This window comes from Frondihabitans sp. OV104 (genome assembly GCF_057787745.1).
Map to the genome: position 1 here is coordinate 1,818,093 of NZ_CM173541.1, position 14,809 is coordinate 1,832,901.

16 protein-coding genes are annotated in these 14,809 nt (G+C 71.6%); 7 read left to right on the forward strand and 9 right to left on the reverse strand.

The genetic code is table 11. The features are described 5' to 3' along the window. Positions 1–164 precede the first annotated feature (164 nt). Positions 165–479, forward strand: a complete 315-nt coding sequence (locus AC3CBB_RS08580; RefSeq protein ID WP_233580064.1) for a hypothetical protein — start codon at positions 165–167, stop codon at positions 477–479. Between the two features lie 127 nt (positions 480–606). Here the strand turns inward: AC3CBB_RS08580 and AC3CBB_RS08585 are convergent, their stop codons facing one another. From AC3CBB_RS08585 to AC3CBB_RS08615, 7 genes are all read right to left on the reverse strand, one after another. Next, positions 607–1,437, reverse strand: a complete 831-nt coding sequence (locus AC3CBB_RS08585) for an ABC transporter ATP-binding protein (protein WP_488626693.1) — start codon at positions 1,435–1,437, stop codon at positions 607–609. Then, positions 1,434–2,261, reverse strand: coding sequence for an ABC transporter ATP-binding protein (locus AC3CBB_RS08590; RefSeq protein ID WP_488626694.1), 828 nt, complete (start codon positions 2,259–2,261; stop codon positions 1,434–1,436). The genes AC3CBB_RS08585 and AC3CBB_RS08590 overlap by 4 nt, the downstream gene beginning before the upstream one ends. Then, positions 2,258–3,154 (reverse strand): ABC transporter permease, encoded by an 897-nt coding sequence (locus AC3CBB_RS08595; RefSeq protein WP_488626695.1) that lies wholly within the window; start codon positions 3,152–3,154, stop codon positions 2,258–2,260. The genes AC3CBB_RS08590 and AC3CBB_RS08595 overlap by 4 nt, the downstream gene beginning before the upstream one ends. A 1-nt stretch (position 3,155) precedes the next feature. After that, positions 3,156–4,193, reverse strand: a complete 1,038-nt coding sequence (locus tag AC3CBB_RS08600; protein WP_488626696.1) for an ABC transporter permease — start codon at positions 4,191–4,193, stop codon at positions 3,156–3,158. Between the two features lie 4 nt (positions 4,194–4,197). Continuing rightward, positions 4,198–5,748 carry an ABC transporter substrate-binding protein gene (locus tag AC3CBB_RS08605; protein ID WP_488624250.1) on the reverse strand — a complete coding sequence of 517 codons (1,551 nt, stop codon included), beginning with the start codon at positions 5,746–5,748 and terminating at the stop codon, positions 4,198–4,200. A gap of 65 nt (positions 5,749–5,813) precedes the next feature. Next, on the reverse strand, positions 5,814–7,154 hold the full coding sequence (locus AC3CBB_RS08610) for an LLM class flavin-dependent oxidoreductase (RefSeq protein WP_123507154.1): 1,341 nt from the start codon (positions 7,152–7,154) through the stop codon (positions 5,814–5,816). Next, positions 7,154–7,858, reverse strand: coding sequence for an alpha/beta hydrolase (locus AC3CBB_RS08615; protein ID WP_488624251.1), 705 nt, complete (start codon positions 7,856–7,858; stop codon positions 7,154–7,156). Before AC3CBB_RS08615 ends, AC3CBB_RS08610 begins: the two co-directional genes overlap by 1 nt. Before the next feature lie 98 nt (positions 7,859–7,956). On the opposite strand from AC3CBB_RS08615, the gene AC3CBB_RS08620 reads away from it, so the two are divergent. Both AC3CBB_RS08620 and AC3CBB_RS08625 read left to right on the forward strand, forming a co-directional pair. After that, on the forward strand, positions 7,957–9,294 hold the full coding sequence (locus tag AC3CBB_RS08620; RefSeq protein ID WP_488624252.1) for an O-acetylhomoserine aminocarboxypropyltransferase/cysteine synthase family protein: 1,338 nt from the start codon (positions 7,957–7,959) through the stop codon (positions 9,292–9,294). 2 nt (positions 9,295–9,296) lie between these two features. After that, entirely contained in the window at positions 9,297–10,352 is a 1,056-nt protein-coding gene (locus tag AC3CBB_RS08625; RefSeq protein ID WP_488624253.1) for an LLM class flavin-dependent oxidoreductase, read from the forward strand. Here the strand turns inward: AC3CBB_RS08625 and AC3CBB_RS08630 are convergent. Both AC3CBB_RS08630 and AC3CBB_RS08635 read right to left on the reverse strand, forming a co-directional pair. Continuing rightward, entirely contained in the window at positions 10,349–11,668 is a 1,320-nt protein-coding gene (locus AC3CBB_RS08630; protein WP_488624254.1) for an FAD/NAD(P)-binding protein, read from the reverse strand. The two genes, AC3CBB_RS08625 and AC3CBB_RS08630, sit on opposite strands and share 4 nt — an antisense overlap. A 210-nt stretch (positions 11,669–11,878) precedes the next feature. Further along, entirely contained in the window at positions 11,879–12,604 is a 726-nt protein-coding gene (locus tag AC3CBB_RS08635; protein WP_488624255.1) for an alpha/beta fold hydrolase, read from the reverse strand. A gap of 66 nt (positions 12,605–12,670) precedes the next feature. Here AC3CBB_RS08635 and AC3CBB_RS08640 point away from each other — a divergent pair, with 66 nt between their 5' ends. The 4 genes from AC3CBB_RS08640 to AC3CBB_RS08655 all read left to right on the forward strand — a co-directional run bounded on the left by AC3CBB_RS08640 (position 12,671) and on the right by AC3CBB_RS08655 (position 14,632). Then, entirely contained in the window at positions 12,671–13,093 is a 423-nt protein-coding gene (locus AC3CBB_RS08640; RefSeq protein WP_488624256.1) for a MarR family winged helix-turn-helix transcriptional regulator, read from the forward strand. A gap of 140 nt (positions 13,094–13,233) precedes the next feature. Beyond that, positions 13,234–13,665 (forward strand): chemotaxis protein CheY, encoded by a 432-nt coding sequence (locus tag AC3CBB_RS08645; protein ID WP_123507161.1) that lies wholly within the window; start codon positions 13,234–13,236, stop codon positions 13,663–13,665. Next, positions 13,662–13,967 carry a winged helix-turn-helix domain-containing protein gene (locus tag AC3CBB_RS08650; protein ID WP_488624257.1) on the forward strand — a complete coding sequence of 102 codons (306 nt, stop codon included), beginning with the start codon at positions 13,662–13,664 and terminating at the stop codon, positions 13,965–13,967. The genes AC3CBB_RS08645 and AC3CBB_RS08650 overlap by 4 nt, the downstream gene beginning before the upstream one ends. A 212-nt stretch (positions 13,968–14,179) precedes the next feature. Next, positions 14,180–14,632: a DUF2510 domain-containing protein gene (locus tag AC3CBB_RS08655; protein WP_488624258.1), complete on the forward strand. Its 453-nt coding sequence runs from the start codon at positions 14,180–14,182 to the stop codon at positions 14,630–14,632. Positions 14,633–14,809 lie beyond the last annotated feature (177 nt).

A 14,809-nucleotide genomic window follows, 5' to 3' on the forward strand; every position in this document is an offset into this window, starting at 1 on the left:
TCGGCGCCGGCGAGGTCTGCGGCTGGGCCCGCCGAATCGGCTCGGCCCTGCCGTCGCGTCGGCGGGTCCGAGCCGAAACGGCGGGGGCCGGGCCCGGGTCGGCGGGGCCGAGCCGAAGCGGAGGGCCGCCCGCGCCGCGCGAGCCCCGCCGGTACGCTGGCCCCATGACCGACGTCGAGATCCGCACCGTCCAGCTCCGCCGCTACGCCCTGCGCGCCGGAGTGATGGCGGAGTTCCTGCCGTGGTGGCACTCCAAGCTCGTGCCCGTCCGAGAGAAGGCCGGGTTCGCCATCGAGTTCGCCTACGCGATCCCCGAGAGCAACGAGTTCGTCTGGGCCGTCAGCGCTCCCGGCGACGCCGCCGCGTTCGCGCAGATCGAGGCCGCGTACGTGGGCTCGCCCGAGCGCGCCGAGGCCTTCGAGGGCATCGACGGGTGGACCGACTCGCAGGTCATCACGCTCGTGAACGTCGAGGCGTAGACCCGCGCCAGAAGGCCCGGCGCGCACGCGACCGAACCCCGGCAGGGCACTGGGTCGCAGCTGCGACGAGCCCGCCGGGCGCTCCCGCGCACCCCGGACTCCGCGAGCACGCCGCCGACCTCCGGGGCTACGGCTCGACCCGCGCCCGGAGCTCGTCGCGCTCGGCCCTCGACGTCGCTCCGCCGGTCAGCGTCGGCGCCGAGCCGACGAGCAGGCGGGTGTAGGCGTGCTGCGGCGTGTTGATGATCGAGTCGGTGGAGCCCTCCTCGACGATGCGCCCGCGGTAGAGCACGACGACGCGGTCTGTGATGCCGGCCACGGAGCCCAGGTCGTGCGAGATGAACAGGAGCGAGACGGCCGGGCCCGCGAGTTCCTGCATCAGCTCGAGGATCTGCACGCGGTTCGCGGAGTCGAGCGCGCTCACGGGCTCGTCGAGGATCAGCAGCCGGGGCTCCGTGATCAGCGCACGCGCGATGGCGGCCCGCTGACGCTGGCCTCCCGAGACCTGGCCCGGAAGCCGTGACAGGAGCCCCTCGTCGAGGTGCACCCTGGCGAGGTACGTGCGCACTCGGCGGGCGATCTCGTCGGCGGCCAGCCCTCCCCCGGTGACGAGCGGCTCGGCGATCGACTGCTCGATCGTGAACTCCGGATCGAGGCTCCGCATCGGGTCCTGGAAGACGTACTGCACCTGGCCCGTCCGCCGAAACGCCCGCAGCTGAGCCGGCTTCAGGGTCGTCAGCTCGGTACCGCCGAACCGGACGCTGCCGTCGGAGGGCTCCACGAGTCCGAGGATCGCGCGAGCGAGGGTGGACTTGCCCGATCCGGTCTCGCCGATGAGCCCGACGACCTCGCCGGCTCGGATCCTGAGATCCGCGTCGAAGAGCACCTGCTTCTGCCGTGCGCCGCGGCCGTACGCGACCTGCAGCTTCTCGACGGTGAGGATCGTCTCGGCGGTCATTCGGCGGCTCCTGCCGGTCGGAGGAACCGCTCCAGTCCGAAGCGGTGGTGCTCGTCGAGGAGCAGGCGCGTGTACTCGTGCTCGGGGTCGTGGAGCACGCGCTCGGTCGGCCCCTGCTCGACCACGGCGCCGGAGCGCATCACGAGAACGTCGTCGCAGATCTGCGCGACGACGGCCAGGTCGTGCGAGACGACGATGAGGGCCAGGCCGAGGCGGTCCTTCAGGTCGGTGAGCAGGTCGAGGATCTCGGCCTGGACCGTCACGTCGAGCGCCGTGGTCGCCTCGTCGGCGATGAGCACCGCCGGCTCGCACGCGACGGCGGCCGCGATCAGGACACGCTGCAGCATGCCGCCGGAGAGTTCGAACGGGTACTGGAAGAAGACGTACTCGGCATCGCGGATCCGCACCGTCTCGAGAAGCGAGACGGCGGCCGCTCTCGCCTCGCGGCGCGGCAGCCCCTTCTTGACGCGCAGGATCTCCTCGATCTGCCGCCCGACCGGGATGGACGGGTTGAGGTAGGTCGCGGGGTCCTGGAAGACCGCCGAGATGGTGGTGCCCCGGAGGGCCGTCCACTGCCTGCGGCTGAGCGCCGCCGTGTCGCGGCCGTCGATCTCGATGCGTCCGGCCGTGACCTCGAACAGCTCGGGCAGGACCCCCAGGAGGGCGCGGCACGTGATGGTCTTGCCGCTTCCCGACTCGCCGACGATGCCGAGCGCCTGCCCGGGTCGCAGCGAGAACGAGACGCTCTCGACGGCGACGTCGTCGTGCAGGTGGTTGTAGATGCTGAGGCCGTTGACGGCGATGACGGTACGATCCGCGGTCATTCGACCCTCCCGGCGAGCTGCGGCTGAAGTCGGCGCCCACGGCGCCGGGCCTTGGCGAGCGCGCGCTTCTTCAGCAGGATCCGACCCGCCTCTCCGGAGGTGTCGCGGAGCACGTCGGCGAGCAGGTTGAGCGCCCACACGGTGAGCATGATGAGGACGATCGGGTAGGCCGGCGCGTACGGCTGATAGGCCAGGTAGCCGAGGTCGGAGGCGAGCATGCCTCCCCAGGTGGGAGCCGGGGGCTGCACGCCGATGCCGAGGAACGTCAGGCTGGCGACGATGACGAGGCCCACTCCCGCGGCGTTGGCGAAGGCGATGCCGATCGGGGCAAGCACCTTGGGCCCGATGTGGCGGCGCAGGACCCACCCCGTCGAGCCGCCGCTGAGGACCGCCGCTTCGACGTACTGCGAGCTCGACACCGTGAGTGCGGCGGCGCGCGACACCCGGTAGAACATGGGCGACAGCAGGATGCCGACGCTCAGCATGGCCTGGGTGAGGCCGTTGCCGAGAAGAGCGGTCAGCGCCACCGCGAAGACGAGAAAGGGCAGAGCGATCAGCGTGTCCATGATGCGGAGGGTGAGCCACTCGAAGACCCGGCCGAGGTAGACGGACAGCAGGCCGGGGATGGTCCCGACGACCAGCGCGATGGCGGCGACCTCGAAGGCTCCGAGGATCGAGACGCGGGAGCCGGCGAGGAGTCGGCTGTAGACGTCCCGACCGAGGTAGTCGGTTCCCAGAAGGTGCGTCGCCGAGGGTGCCTGGAGGAGCGCGGAGCCGCCCGCGAGCGGGTCGTCCGGCGCGAGGGCCGAGCCGAGGACCCCGAGCAGGAGGACGAGCACCAGGAGCACGGACGCGATCCAGAAGGACGGCAGCCGGCGCAGTCGCGAGTACATGTCAGACGCCTCTCTTCGCGCTCGGCTCGATGCGGTTGAGCGCGATGTTGACGATCAGGTTGAAGGCGACGACGAGGACGATCGACACGACCAGCACGCCCTGGACCGCGGGGACGTCGCCGTGGAGGGCCGACGAGCTGGCGAACACGCCGTAGCCCGCGAGGCCGAACACGGTCTCCGTGACGACGGCGCCGCCGAGCAGGTTCGGCAGGCTCAGGCCCACGAGGGCCAGCGCCGGACCGCCGCCGTTGCGCAGCACGTGGACGAAGAAGATGCGCCTCGGGCTCAGGCCGTGCACGGTGGCTCCGAGCACGTAGTTCTGGCCGTAGGCCGAGACGAGGCCGGCCCGCAGCTGGCGCGCGACGCCCGCGACCATGTCGAAGCTGAGGGCGATGGCGGGGAGGATCACGTGACTGAACCAGGGCCAGAGCCCCTGGCTGAGCGAGATGTACCCGGCCGACGGCAGCACCTTGAGCTGCACCGCGAAGATCGCCACGAGGATGATCCCGACCGTGAACGGCGGCATGACCGACATCAGCGAGGTGAATCCCGTGATGGCGCGGTCGACCCAGGTGGTCTGCAGGATCGCGGCCACGCCGCCGAGAGCGGCGCCGACGACGATGCCGATCACGAGGGCGAGCGCGGCGACCGACAGGCTGATGACGATCCGCTGGCCGATGAGGGTCGAGATCGAGATCCCGTCGATCCAGCTCGATCCGAGCGAGCCGTGGAGGAGCGCGCTGAACCAGGTCCAGTACTGAACCAGGAAGGGCTGGTCGAGCCCGTACTGGTGGTTCAGACGGGCCACGGCATCCGGTGTCGCGGCCTCGCCGAGCTGCACGTACGCGGGGTTGAGCCCCGTCAGCGTCCCGAGCAGGAAGGTGATGAACGTGCCGAGCAGGAACACCGGAACGAATACGGCGAAGGGGCGCAGGATCGCGAGTCCGATCCGCTTCCAGCGGAGCGACCCGGCCGTCCGCGCCTCGGTCGGACGCGCCACGCGGGTGCGTCCGACCTCGATCTCGGTTGCGGTGGCCATGCCGTCAGCGTCCGGTGATGGTGACGCCGGTCCAGGTGATGTACGCCGGTATCCTCGGGAGGTCCGAGACCGCCTTCGTCTTGACGAGGATGTTCGGCAGACTGTCCGTGAAGATCAGCCCGGTCGTGGCGAGACCGGCCGCGGTCGCGGCCTGGATGTTCTTCTCGTAGTCGTCCGAGTCGAGCGGCGTGGCGAGGGCGGTGGCGACGGCCTCGTCGAAGGCGCTGCCGGGCTCGGTGCCGGCGGAGTTGAGCGCGCCTGCTGGTCCGAAGTGGGCCTGCAGGGTCTGGATCGGCGAGTCGCGGCCGGTCGTCCCGTAGGTGGTCAGGGCGAGCTTCTTGGCGAAGAACGAGGTGGCCCAGTTCGTGTCGACCTTGAGGGCGGCCGTGATGCCCACCTTCTTCAGCTGCGCCTGGATGAGCTCGTTCGTCGGGGTGTCGGCCGAGACGACGAACTCGACCTCGAGGCCGTCGGCGTAGCCCGCGTCGGCGAGCAGCTGCCTGGCCTTCGTCGGGTCGTACGCGTAGCGCGCCGCCGACGACGGGTCGTAGGCGATGTACTCCTTCGGGAAGGGCTCCGTGGCAGCCGTCCCGTAGCCGAAGTCGATCTGCTTGACGATCGCCTCGCGGTCGATGGCGTAGTTGAGCGCCTGAAGCACCTCCGGCTTGTCGAACGGGGCGATCGTCGTGTTGACGCTGAGGTTGTTGGCGTTGAAGCCCGGCTGCAGCACCACGTCGAGATCGGCGGCCTTCGCCGCCTTGACCTGGCTCGGCGTCAGGTCGGAGAAGTTGTAGACCCCGCTCTGCAGGCCGGAGACGATGCTGGACGCGTCGGCGCCGAACGACACCGTGACGTTCGCGATATGGATGTTGTCGGCGTCCCAGTAGTCCGGGTTCTTGACGAACGTCGCCTTCGATCCTGCGACGATCGTGACAGGGGTGAACGGCCCCGCCCCGTCGGGCTTCTCGTTGAGCTCGGCCGCCGACCTGCTCGGGTTGGTGATCTGCCCCACCCGCTGGGCGAGCACGAGCGGCAGCTGGAAGTCGGGCTGGCTCAGGTTCAGCCTGACGTCGGTGGCGCTCGGCGTCTCCACCGACTCGATCACCGAGATGCCCTCGCCGACCAGCGACGAGTTCTCCTGCGTCTGGGCACGCTCGATGTACTTCTTCACTGCGGTCGAGTCGAGGGCGGTCCCGTCGGCGAACGTGAGTCCCGGACGCAGGTGGAAGGTGACCTTCGTGCCCGCGTCGTTGTAGGTCCAGCTCTCGGCGAGCCCGGGCGCCGCCTTGCCGTCCTCGTCGGTGTTGGTGAGCGACGCGTAGGCGAGCGCGGTGATGCGGAACGCCGCCCCGCTGCCGTTGACCACCGGGTCCCAGCTCGACGGGGCGTACGACGAGGCCCAGCTGAGCGTGCCGGTCGCCGCTCCGGCGGCAGTCGACGCGCCGGTTCCGGTCGACGTCGTCGAGCAGCCGGCCAGCACCAGGGCGAGTGAGGCGGCTCCCGTCGTCAGAAGGGTCCTGCGGCCGACGACGTGGTCGAGAATCGGTGGTGTCACGGGTGTTCTCCTGGGGGTTCGGTCGTGAAGGAGCGAGAAGCGAGGTGAGGTCGGGAAGCGGCGGGTCAGGCGTCGACGAGAGCTCCGGAGTAGCGGTTCCGGGGCACCGGGATGCCGAGGTTGCCGCGGAGCGTGGTCGACTCGTAGTCGCGGCGGAACACGCCTCGCTCCTGCAGCAGCGGCACCACCTCGGCGACGAAGCGCCGGAACTGCGAGGGGTGGTCGACGTGGAGGTTGTAGCCGTCGGTGCCGCCGCCCTCGAACCACTCGACGAGCAGATCGGCGACGGTCTCGGAGGATCCGACGAACACCCCGGGCCTGGGCGCCGAGACGCGCTCGACGACCTGACGCAGCGTGAGGCCCTCCGAGAGGGCCGTCTCGGTGATTCGGTCCGCCTGCGTCTTGAAGCTGAGCGCGGCGACGGCGCGGACGTCCGGGAACGCCGCGTCGGCGTCGTACTGCGAGAAGTCGTGCCAGCCGAACGGCCGACCCAGTTCTTTCACCGCCCGGTCGAAGTCGTACTCGATGGCCTGGTACTCGCGCTCGATGCGCCGGGCGTCCGCGTCGGTGTCGCCGAGGTAGACGCTGATGCCGGGCAGGATCTTCACCGAATCGGGGTCGCGGCCCTTCTCGACGGCCCGGCTCCGGATGTCGTCGCGGAAGGCCCTGGCCTGCTCGAGCGAGGAGGCGTGGGTGAAGATGCCCTCGCCGATCGTCGCGCCCAGATCGCGGCCCTGCTCCGAGTCGCCGGCCTGGAAGACGACGGGCTGACCCTGCGGGCTGCGCTCGATGTTCAACGGCCCGACGACGGAGAAGTGCTCGCCACGGTGGTCGAGCCGGTGCTGCTTCGAGGGGTCGAGGAAGACGCCCGAGGCTCGGTCGCGCGGGAAGGCGTCGTCTTCGTACGAGTCCCAGAGCCCGCGGATCACCTCGACGGACTCCCGCGCCCGCCCGTAGCGCGTGTCGTAGTCGTAGTGCTCGTCGCGACCGTAGTTGCCGGCGGTGCCCGCGTCGCCCGAGGTGACGACGTTCCATCCGGCACGACCTCGGCTGATAAGGTCGAGCGACGCGAAGCGACGGGCGAGGTTGTACGGGTCGTTGTAGGAGGTCGTCGCGGTGCCGACGAGTCCGATGTGCGACGTCGTGACGGCGAGCGCCGAGAGCAGTGTCAGCGGCTCCAGTCGGTTGAGGTAGTGGGGCGGCGAGTCGGGCGTGATGAACTGGCTGTCGACGATGAAGACCAGGTCGAACTTCGCCCGCTCGGCCAGACGCGCGTACTCGATGTACCAGTCGACGTCGACGCTGGAGTCGAGCGGCAGATCGTCGTCGAGCCACGTCTTGGGGTGACCGGGGCCGCCGGCGCCGGTGAGGATGACGCCGAGGTGAAGCTTCGTCGAATCGGTCATCAGATGCTCCTGAGTCCGTGGTCGGGGGTGCGCAGCCGCTCGGCGAACTGCACGATCTGCGCAGCCACCGACCGGTGAGAGAGGTCGTTCAAGACGTCGTGCAATCCGCCCTCAAGGCCGAACGCGCGCACGTCGGGCAGGGCCCGGTAGACCGCCACGGCCGCATCGATGTCGCTCACGCCGTCGACCTCTCCGTGGAAGGCGAGCACGGGCGCAGGAACTCGCCCGGCCAGCGCCGCATCCACCTCGTCGGCGGCGCCGTGGCTCGCCAGGGCACCCCTCTCGAGGACGCCGTCGGTGCCGAGGCGGCCGCGGTGCACCGGGCATGCGGTCCGCTCCGCGATCTCGGCGTCGCCCCCGACGTCGTGCGAGCCCGAGGCGGTCAGCGCTCCGGCGACGACGAGACCGTCGACGACCAGGTCGCCGTCGGCCACGGCACGCCAAGCGGCGGCCACGCCCGAGTCGGAGGCGACGACGATGCGCGGCCCGGCCTCGGTGCGGTCGAGCTCGGCTCCTGCGGCCTCGACGGTCCCGGGCTCGACAGCGCCGAACGCGACCACCCGGTAGCCGTCGGCGGCGAGCCGGTCGGCGAGCCGGCGATAGACCTCGGGGGTCTCGCCGCGGCCGCCGAAGACGACCGCGGTTCCTCGGGCCGCTGCCACTGGCAGGGCTTCGATTCGGGCGGTGGTGGTTGATGTGGGCATGGTCCGATGCTCGTGCGGATCAGCCGAACGAACCAGTTCGTGACGTCGTTCGACAGTGTGTTACGTCGCGAGTCAGGCCTCTTCGGCAGACTCGAAAGGTGAGTTCATCAGCCGAGTCCCCCAAGCCCCGCACCGCCACGACGCAGATCCACGGAGGCGTTCTGCCGCCGGTGGCGCAGAACACCGTCGCGACGCCGATCTACCAGACGGCGGCCTACGAGTTCGACGACCTGGCGAGCGCTCAGGCGATCTTCGCCCTCGAGAAGACGGGCAACCTGTACAGCCGCAACGGCAACCCGACGCAGTCGGTCTTCGAGCGTCGGCTCGCCGCCCTCGAGGGCGGCGTCGCGGCGCTCGGGACCGCGTCCGGGCAGGCGGCGGTCGCCATCACGCTCCTGTCGCTGGTCCGCACCGGGCAGCACGTCGTCGCGCCAGCCCAGCTCTACGGCGGCACGATCGACCTCCTCACCGACGCCTTCGCCGACTTCGGCATCGAGGTCACTCTCGTCGATCAAGACGACCTCGGCGCCTGGCGCGCCGCCGTGCGCCCGACGACGCGCGCGTTCTTCGCCGAGGGGATCGGCAACCCGACCGCCACGGTGCTCCCGATGGCCGAGGTGGCGGCGATCGCGCACGAGGCCGGGGTGCCTCTCGTCATCGACTCGACGCTGGCGACCCCGGTGCTGCAGCGGCCGAAGGAGTTCGGGGCGGACTTCGTGGTGCACTCGGCCACGAAGTTCCTGGGCGGTCACGGCTCGTCTCTCGCGGGCGTCATCGTCGACCTCGGCACCTTCGACTTCGGCGCCGAGCCCGAGAAGTGGCCGCAGTTCACCCGGCCGTACAAGCGGGTCGGCGGAGTCGTGCTGTGGGAGCGCTTCGGCCGTGAGGGCAGCGCCTTCCTGGTCTACGCGAAGACGAAGTGGGTGCACGACCTGGGGCCGTCGCTGTCGCCGTTCAACAGCTTCCAGATCTTGCAGGGGGTCGAGACGCTCGAGCTGCGGGTCGCCCGGCAGACGCAGAGCGCGCTGGCGGTCGCAGAGTTCCTGAGCGCGCATCCCGCGGTGTCGAGGGTCAACCACCCGGGCCTCGCCTCGAGCCCGTACCACGAGCTCGCCCGGCGGTACCTTCCCGACGGCGCCGGCGCCGTCTTCTCGTTCGACCTCGCTGCGGGCGAGAGCGCGGTCGCCCAGGTGATCGACTCGCTCGAGGTCTTCTCGCTCGTCGCCAACATCGGCGACGTCCGGAGCCTCGTCATCCAGCCGGCGACCACGACGCACAGCCACCTGAAGCCGCAGCAGCTCGAGGAGGCCGGATTCTCGCGGGCCACGATCCGCCTCTCGATCGGCCTCGAGGACGTCCGCGACCTGATCGCCGATCTCAACAGCTCGCTCACCGCCGTCATCCCCGCGGACGCGCTCGCGACGGAGGCGATCTGACCGTGCACTTCGGCTACTGGACACCGGTCTACGGCGGCTTCCTCCGCAACGTCGGCGACGAGGGCATGCCCGCCGCCTGGGACTACATCAAGCGGATCTCTACCCAGGCCGACCGCCTCGGCTTCCACACGACGCTCGTGCCCGAGCTGTACCTCAACGACCGCAAGGGCATCGACGCCCCGTCGCTCGAAGCCTGGTCGCTGTCCACGGCGATCCTCGCCGTCACCGAGCGGCTCCGGGTGATGACCGCCGTGAGGCCCGGTTTCCACTACCCGGGCGTCATCGCGAAGGCGACCGCGACGATCACTGACATCGCCGGGCTCGGCCCGGACGCCGCCTCCCGGTTCGCCCTCAACGTCGTCGCCGCCTGGTGGGCGGAGGAGGCGAAGCAGTACGGCGGGGTCTTCACCACGCATGACCGCCGCTACGACCAGGCGACGGAGTTCGTCGAGATCCTCCGCGGGATGTGGACCGAGGAGCGCTTCACGCGGGCAGGCGACTTCTACAGCGTGGCCGACGCCATCCTGTCGCCCAAGCCCGAGGCGCTCCCCGCGATCTTCGCCGGCGGCGAGAGCGACGCCGGCCGCGAGGCCATCGCCGGGTTCGCCGACTCGTACGTTCTCCACGGCGGCACCGTCGACGAGGTGCGCGCCAAGGTCGCCGACATGAACGAGCGCCGCCTCCGCCTGCACGGCGAGCCGTTCCGCGAGTTCGGCATGGCCGCCTACGTCATCGTCCGCGACACCGAGGCCGAGGCGCAGCTCGAGCTGGAGAGGATCACGACGGTCGACCCCGACTCCCCCGGGTACGCGTCGTTCGAGGAGTTCCGCGCCCACTCGAACCTCGACGTCGAGCTCTCGAAGCGCGAGTACTCCGTCGGCACCCGAGGGCTCCGTCCGAATCTGGTGGGCACGCCCGAGCAGGTCGCCGGGCGCATCCGCGAGTACCAGGACGCCGGGCTCACGCTCCTGCTGATCCAGTCGTCGCCGCTTCACGAGGAGCTCGAGCGGATCGCGCGCGACGTGTTCCCGCTGGTTCCTGCCCTGCAGTTCCGTTAGGCGACGGCGGTCGCAGGAACTCCCAGCCGCGCGGCGATCTTCGACGCCATCAGCCGCACCTCGCCGATCGCCACGGTCTCCCACAGCGCGCCCTTGAGCGAGGCGCCGATGCCGAACAGCCTCCCTGCGGCCAGGCCGTCGGCGCCGAGCAGGGCACCGTCGGGGTCGGCGTCGAAGCCGAGGCCGGTGGGGTCGCCGGCCACCAGGCCGCGGTCGAGCAGGCGGTCGACGAGGGGGCTCCAGCCGCGTGATGCGACGGAGGCGGGGCCGGTGCAGTTGACGGCCACGTCGAATCCGGACGTGTCGACGTCGGCGGCGATGGTCAGGGTCTGGGCGTCGAGCAGGCCCGACAGCTCGGCCCACACGGCCTGCGCCATGCGGTGGCGGTGGACGTCCCAGCGCCGCGCCCCGTGGGCGAGGAACCGCTCGCGGTCGGCCTGGTCGAGCGCCAGCCACAGCGCCTGGGTCTGCGGGCGCATGCCGTCGACGACGGCCTGCCACGGGGTCCCCTCCGCCTCGGCCCGGTGCAGCCGCGCCGAGAAGGCCGACATCATGCCGCCGAGGGTCGAGAGGCCGTCGCCGAGGCCCGGGCCGGGAGCGGCCGGGACGCTCGGGTGCACCGCCGGGAGGAGCAGGTGCCGGCTCGTCGCGGTCATCCGGATGCCCGGCAGGCGCCGAGCCAGCGAGGTCGCGACGTCGATCATGGTGAGGCCTGTGCCGATCAGCAGCACATGGTCGGAGGCGTCGATGCCGTCGAGCGCCCCGACGGCCCACGGGTCGTCGATCGCACGGGCTGCACCGGTCGGGACGCGCCCGGGCGCGGGATTGCCGAGTGCGAGCACGACGGCGTCCGCGGCGAGCGCCGTGCCGTCGGCGAGCGTCACGACGGGGCCCGTGCCCGAGTCGTCGACGTCGGCGACTTCACCCGGCTCGAAGGCCACGCCCGAGGCCGGGTCGTCGACCAGCGCGCGGAAGGCCGCCACGACGTAGTCGCCGAAGACCTGCCGGGGCACGAACGCGCCCGGAGTCGCGGACGACCCGTCGACGTCGCGCCATCCGGTCTCGTCGAGGTGGCGGAGGAAGCCGTCGGCATCGGACGCCGTGAGGCTCATCTTGCCGGCCGGGCTGTTCAGCCGGTGGTGCGCGTCGGCGCGCCCGTAGGCGAGGCCGCGCCCCACGACCTCCTCGCGGCCGACGACCGTGATGCGGGGCGGCTCCACGCCGTCCGCGACGGCCCGCTCGCGCAAGGCGACGGTGGCGAAGACGGCCGAGGCGCCGCCTCCGACGATGATCACGGAGGAGGGCTGGGACGTCATGGGTTCACCGTAGCGACGGCGGCCGCGAGCGGCCCGCACGCGGCTCCGCCTCGGCCTCCGACTCCGCGTCCGCGTCCGCGTCCGCGTCCGACTCCGCCTCCGCGAGGTGGCCCTCGTCGTCGGCCGCGTCGCGTCGCGCCGACGGGCACGGCCATCTCGCGGGGTCCACCGGACGGGCACGGCCATCTCGCAGACCGGCAGAGCCCGGCCTCAGCCGACGAAGCCGCGCACCAGGCCGAGCGTCGCGGCCGGCTGCTCCAGGTGCGGCAGGTGCCCCGCGTCTGCGACGACCTCGAACCGGGCGCCGGGGATCGCACTCGCCAGCGCTCGCCCGTAGGCCGGCGTGACGATGCGGTCGGCCTCGCCCCAAAGGACGAGGGTGTCGGCCGCGACGCCGCCGAGCCGCATGAGCAGCGTCGGGTCGCGCATCTCCGGGCCGCCGGAGTACGCCTGCAGCGAGGCCATGTTGCCGCGGGTCGCGGCGAGCTGCTCGGGCGTTCGCGTCGCCGGATCGACGTAGCCGCGATCGGGGTCGGCCCAGGCGAGCTCGGCGAGCCCGCGGGCGTCGAGGCCCGAGACGTCACGCGCGGGCTCCCCCGCGACGTCGACGCCCACCGAGTCGATCAGCACGAGCCGGCCGACGACCCGCTCGGCCTCGGGCACGGCTCCGTCCTGCACGGCGACCTCGGCCGCGATCCAGCCGCCGATCGACGAGCCGACCACGACGGCGTCGCGCACGCCGCGATCCCGCAGCTCGGCGAGGTAGCGGCCGGCGAGTGCGGCGATCGTGTCTCCCGGGACGCTCGGCGTGCCCTCCCACCCCGGGTGCACCGGCGCGTCGACGGAGAACCCCTCGCCGAGGGAGGCGACGATCGGGGTCATCGTGGCGGGGCCTCCGCCGCCGTGAAGGACGAGGGCGGTGCGGGTGCTGCTCATGGGGTCTCCTGACGCCGGATGCTGGTTCTAAACATGTTGATATCAACATCCTGATACGCTGACGCCATGCCTGTCAAGCTCGATCTCCTCGGACTCGCCATCAAGCGCGCCCAGGACCGCGACCACCGCGCCATGGACTCCGCCCTCCGCGCCATCGGCGTCACCCTCGTGCAGTGGGACGCCCTCCGCGCCATCGACGCCGCCCCGGCGGCATCCGCGCACGACCTGGCGGTGACGACGTTCCAGAGCGACCAGGCGTTCGGCACCCTCGGCACCCGGCTCGTCGCGGCCGGCTGGGTCGAGCGCTCCCCCGGCGTCGGGCGTCGCCTCGAGCACCGTCTCACCGACGTCGGCCGCCGCATGCTCGCCGACGGGCACGCCGTCACCGCCCGCGTCCTGCCCGAGCTGTTCGCGCCCCTCGCCGAGACGGAGCGCGCCGTGTTGCTCGAACTCCTGTCGAAGCTGACGGGCGGCGCGTCCCGGCCGTGATCCCGGGGCGCGGCTGCGGCGTGGCAGGCCGGGCGCTCCCGCGCGGCCCTGCGCTCGGCACGCACCTCGCTGAAGCTGACGGAAAGTAATTGCCGGATTGGCAAGTCCGTGAGAGGCTCGAGTCGACGAAAGGGGACACCATGACCGACCGAACCGACATCACCCCCGCCGCGGCTCGCCGCCTGCTCAGCCACGCCGACTCGCTGAGCCGGCGCACGCATGACGCCGTGCGCTGGCCCTACATCGCCTTCCTGCTCGGGCTCGGCTCGACCACGTCGTTCGGCACAGCCGCCATGACCCTCACCGAGGGTCGTGCGTTCGGCCTCGTCTACGTCGGGACGCTCGCCGCGACCTTCGCGCTGCTGCTGTTCTTCCTCGTGACGACGCAGGGCCGCCGCGCCTTCGCGTGGAGCCGGCGCTGGACCGTCTACATGGCGTGCTGGTCGACCGCCTACGCGGGCGCGATCGCCGCCGTCGCCCTCGCGCACGGATCGGTCGCGTGGGCCGGCACGACATCGGGGCTGGTCCTTCTCGTGACGCTCGTGTGCGCCGCCGTCGAGGCCCGGCGATGACCATGACCGAGCATCCCCGCCACCGCCTGGCCGACCCCCTCCTGAATCCCGTGCGCTTCTCGATCGTCGCGGCCCTCGACCGGGCCGAGAAGCTCAGCTTCGGCGAGGTGCGCGACGCCGTCGAGATCACCGACTCCGCACTGAGCAAGCAGGTGTCGCTGCTCGAGGCGGCGGGGTTCCTCGCCGTCGGCAAGGGGTTCGTCGGCAAGACGCCGCGCACGACGCTCTCGCTGACGCGTGCCGGCCGCGCGGCCTGGCGGGGGCACCTCGACGCGCTCCGGGAGATCGCCGGCGAGGGCTGAGCCCGCTCGGCCCCGCGCGAGCGGGGCGCCCCGCCCGAGCGGGGCGCCCCCGCCCGAGCGGGGCGCCCCCGCCGCGAGATGGCCGTGCCGGTCGGCACGCCGGGGCGGCAGCGACGGCGCGGGCCACCTCGCGGCGGGCCGCGACCGGCCCGCAGCGGGTGCACCACCGGCACTCCCGCCCTAGACTCTCCGGGCATGAGGACTCTCCGGGCATGAGCGCGAATTCGTCCGGACTCGATCGTCCCGCTCCGAAGACGCCCGCGGGCTGGTACCCCGACGAGGATCCCGGCCGGCTCCGCTGGTGGGACGGCGACGCCTGGACCGAGCGGACGCGCACCGGCGACGAGCCGCCGGCACCGACGGGGCCCCTCGCCGTGCGCGGGACGACGGGCGTGGCCGAGCTCGACGGGTGGATCCTGCGCTACCGGCAGAAGCCGGATCGGCCGGCCCTTCAGGAGATCGATCTGCGCGAGGTCGACGGCCTCGTGGTCTCGCGGAACGGCGACGCGTTCGACGTGACCCTGGCCGGAGCGCGCCCGAGGTCACGGCCGAGCTTCTTCTCGGAGACGAGCCTGCGGCGCAGCTCCAAGACCAGCGCCGCAGACTGGCGGGTCTTCCTCGACGCCCTGGGATCAGCCATCCGGGCCGCCCGCCACCCCGCGTAGCCCGCCTCAGCGCCTCGCCGAGAAGGCCCGTTACCGAAACGAGACAGTCCTAGCTTGCGATTCGCTGAGCGATGCCTAGTATTGACCCCGGATTGTGAACGTTCACACTCTCGAAACGCCAGAAGACATCGGAGTCCACATCGACGCTCCGAGCCTTTGCACCTCACGATCACCACA